This is a genomic window from Methylobacterium sp. C25, assembly GCF_021352225.1.
Taxonomy (GTDB): Bacteria; Pseudomonadota; Alphaproteobacteria; order Rhizobiales; family Beijerinckiaceae; genus Methylobacterium.
In genome coordinates this window covers 1-3298 of the sequence record NZ_JAAUVI010000025.1, presented here as the reverse complement: position 1 = coordinate 3298, position 3298 = coordinate 1, and the positions used below count along the sequence as shown (strand labels likewise).

The following is a 3298-nucleotide window of genomic DNA, read 5'->3' as shown; positions in this document are numbered from 1 at the left end:
AATGTACAACTCGCCCGTCACACCATCCGGAACCGGGTTCAGATCACCATCCAGAACATGACCAACGCGAGCACCAACCGCACAGCCAATCGGACAAACAGAACCGGGAAATGAGGTCGACGACGAGGGTTCGGACACTTTCCAGACCAGTGGCGTCACCACCGTCTCGGTCGGGCCGTAGCCGTTGATCAGCACGCGGGCGCCAAGCGCCTCGACCACCTTCTCGAAGCCGGAGCGCGGCATCGCCTCGCCGCCGAACGAGTAGAGATCGACCGGTGGCGCCGAGCCGCTCCAAGCGGCAAAGGCCGCCAATTCCTGAAGATAAGCCGGCGGAAACCCGGCATTGGTGACACGCTCGCGCTCTATCAGGGTCAGCGTGCGTTCCGGCGACCACAGGGCGTCATCGCGCAGAACCACCGAACCGCCAATGGACAAAGGCGTCCAGAGGCGCTCATGAGCACCATCGAAGGCGAAGGACAGGAAGAGAAGCTCGCGCGAGCGGGCATCCATCTCGTAGAGCGGAGCGGTGGCCGCTACGTGCATCGCGAACGGCCCATGCGCCACCGCGACGCCCTTCGGCAGCCCCGTCGAGCCCGAGGTGTAGATCAGGTAGGCCAGATCCTCGGGATGAAGCGCCACGCCCGGATCGGTCTCCGGCACGCCCGACAGGTCGAGCGCGTCGAGCACGAGCAAGGGTCTTTCGCCCACGGGCAGGGCCGCCTGCGAGGTTTTGTCGGTGATCACGAGGCTCACGCCGGCATCGTCGATGGCGTGGCCGAGGCGCGTGGCGGGGTTGGTGGGATCGAGCGGAAGATAGGCCGCCCCGGTCTTCAGCACGGCGAGCAGGGCGACGACCAGATCGGTCGAGCGCGCCATCGCGACGGCCGCGATCGTTCCCCGGCCCAGACCTCGGTCAATCAGGTGATGGGCCAGGCGATTGGCGCGCGCCTCGAGCTCCCCGTAGCTCAGAGAGGCATCTCCGCAGCGCACGGCCTCGGCTTCGGGCCGCGCCTGCGCATGGACCGAGAAGAGCCGGTGAACCGGCACGCGCGCCGCATCGACGAGCGCCGGCATGTCCTCCGCACCGCCTGCGTGATCGACCGAGCTCGCGGCGAGCGCGATCTCGCCGACGGATCGGCTCGGATGGGACACGAAGGCGTCGAGGATCTCGACCCAATGTCCCGCCATGCGGCCGACCGTCTCGCGATCGAACAGCGAGGTCGCGTAGGAAAACAGCGCGACGATGCCGCCGTCGGCCTGCTCGCGCGTATCGAGCGCCAGGTCGAACTTCGCCGAGTCCAGCTCGACGGAGATCGTCTCGATCCGAAGACCCGCAACGGCAGAAGGCTGCGCGCGGGACAGATTCTGGTGGTTGAACAGCATCTGAAACAGCGGGTGCTCGCTGAGCGACCGCTCCGGCTGCAGGGCCTCGACGAGGCGTTCGAACGGCAGGTCCTGGTGTTCCTGCGCCTCGACCATGGAGGCGTGGAGACGGCGGAGCAGGTCGGACGGCCGATCCCGCCCTTCGATCGCGCTGCGCACGACGATCGTGTTGACGAACGGGCCGATCAGCGCCTGCGTTTCCGGGCGCGTGCGGTTCGCGACGGGCACGCCGACCCGGATGTCCGTCTGGCCGGAATAGCGGTGGAGCAGGACTTTGAAGCCGGCGAGCAGTACGGCGAACAACGTCGTGCCGTTGTCGCGAGCAACGCTGCGCAAGGAGGCGACGAGGGGCGCATCGAGCACCGTCGTCATGCCTGCGCCGTCGAAATCGGGCTCGGGCAACCGAAGGCGGTCGAACGGCAATTGCAGCGGTGCGACCTCGTCGCCGAGCTGGTCGGTCCAGTAGGCGAGCCGCTTTTTGCCCAAGGCCGACGAGACCTGCAGCCGCTGCCAGGCGGTGTAGTCCGCGTAGCGGATCGGATGGTCCGGCAGCGCCTTCAGACCACCCTCGGCAGCGCTCGCATAGAGCGTCCAGAACTCGTCGACGAGAACGCCCATGGACCAGCCGTCGGAGACGATGTGGTGCAGGGTCACGAGCAGCACGTGGTCCTGCGCGCCGAGCGCGATCAGCGTCACGCGCAGGAGCGGTCCGGTTTCGAGATCGAAGGGCTCGGCCGCCTCGGTGCGCGCCAGGGCGAGGGCATCTTCCTCGCTGGCGCCGATCTCGCGAACCTGGACCGGGAAAGGCGCAACGATCACCTGCTCGGGCGGACCGGCCTCCTGGACGAAGACCGTGCGGAGCGTCTCGTGCCGGACGACCAGGGCGTCGAAGGCATGCTGCAGAGCGGCCCGGTCGAGCGGACCGTGGAGACGCAACGCGGCCGGCATGTTGTAGGCACCGCTCGACGGGTTCATCCGCCAGAGGAACCAGAACCGGGCCTGCGCGAAGGAGAGCGGCGCGCGACCGCCGTCGAGGCGCACGATCGGCAGCCGGGACAGGTCGATGCCGCGCTCGCCGAGCTGCTTCAAGAAGAGCTGCTGCTTGTCGGCGTCGAGCCTCGCCAGTCGGCGGGCGACCTCCTGCAGCGGATCGGTCGACGTGCCCGCGCCCTGAACCTTGGGGGCATCACTCATCGACGAATTCCAATGCTTCCAGCGTATCGAACATGGCCGCGAGGTCGTCCTGCGACGCCTGCGGGGTCTGCGATCGGTCGAGCTCTGCGGCAAGCGCCTCGATCGTCCTCGCCTCGAAGAAGACCCGGATCGAGACGTCCTGACTGAGCGTCGTGCGGATGGCGGCGACAGCCTGCAGCGCGGAGATGGAGTCGCCTCCTGTTTCGAAGAAGTTTTGTGTGACGCCGATGCGTGGGATGCCGAGGACTTCGGCCCAGATGGTGGCGAGGGCCGTCTCGACCNCGCCCTGCGGTCGAGCTTTCCGTTGGGGGTGAGCGGGAAGCTGTCGAGCACGACGAGATGGGCGGGCACCATGGCCTCGGGCAGCACGGCGGCGAGCGCGGCGCGGATCCGGGCGGTGTCGAGAGCCTGGCTCTGGCCGTGTCCCTCTTGGCCGTCCTGTCCCTTGTGCGGGGTGAGGTATCCGACGAGCTGGAGGCCTGATGGCGCGGGCCGAGCCAGCACGGCGGCCTGGGCGATGCCGGGCAGCGCCCTGAGGCGGACCTCGACCTCGCCCGGCTCGATGCGGTGACCGCGGATCTTGACCTGGTCGTCGGCGCGACCCCGGTACCACAGGCGGCCGTCGGCGCTGCGGCAGGCGAGGTCCCCGGTCCGGTACAGGCGGGCGCCGCAGGAGCCCGGGCCTGGACCGGACCCCGCGAAGGGATCGGGCACGAAGCGC

General features: G+C 68.5%; 2 protein-coding genes and 1 pseudogene. All 3 read right to left on the bottom strand.

Annotated elements, in window-relative coordinates; translation table 11 throughout:
* Positions 1–2577: condensation domain-containing protein (locus HCU64_RS25080; protein ID WP_233387210.1), on the bottom strand; the 2577-nt coding region annotated here is incomplete at its 3' end.
* Positions 2570–2806: a phosphopantetheine-binding protein gene (locus tag HCU64_RS25700; protein WP_442786014.1), complete on the bottom strand. Its 237-nt coding sequence runs from the start codon at positions 2804–2806 to the stop codon at positions 2570–2572. The genes HCU64_RS25700 and HCU64_RS25080, both read right to left, overlap by 8 nt.
* Positions 2807–2934: 128 nt before the next feature.
* Positions 2935–3081: pseudogene (locus HCU64_RS25695) on the bottom strand (hypothetical protein); the annotation flags it as partial.
* Positions 3082–3298: the final 217 nt, after the last annotated feature.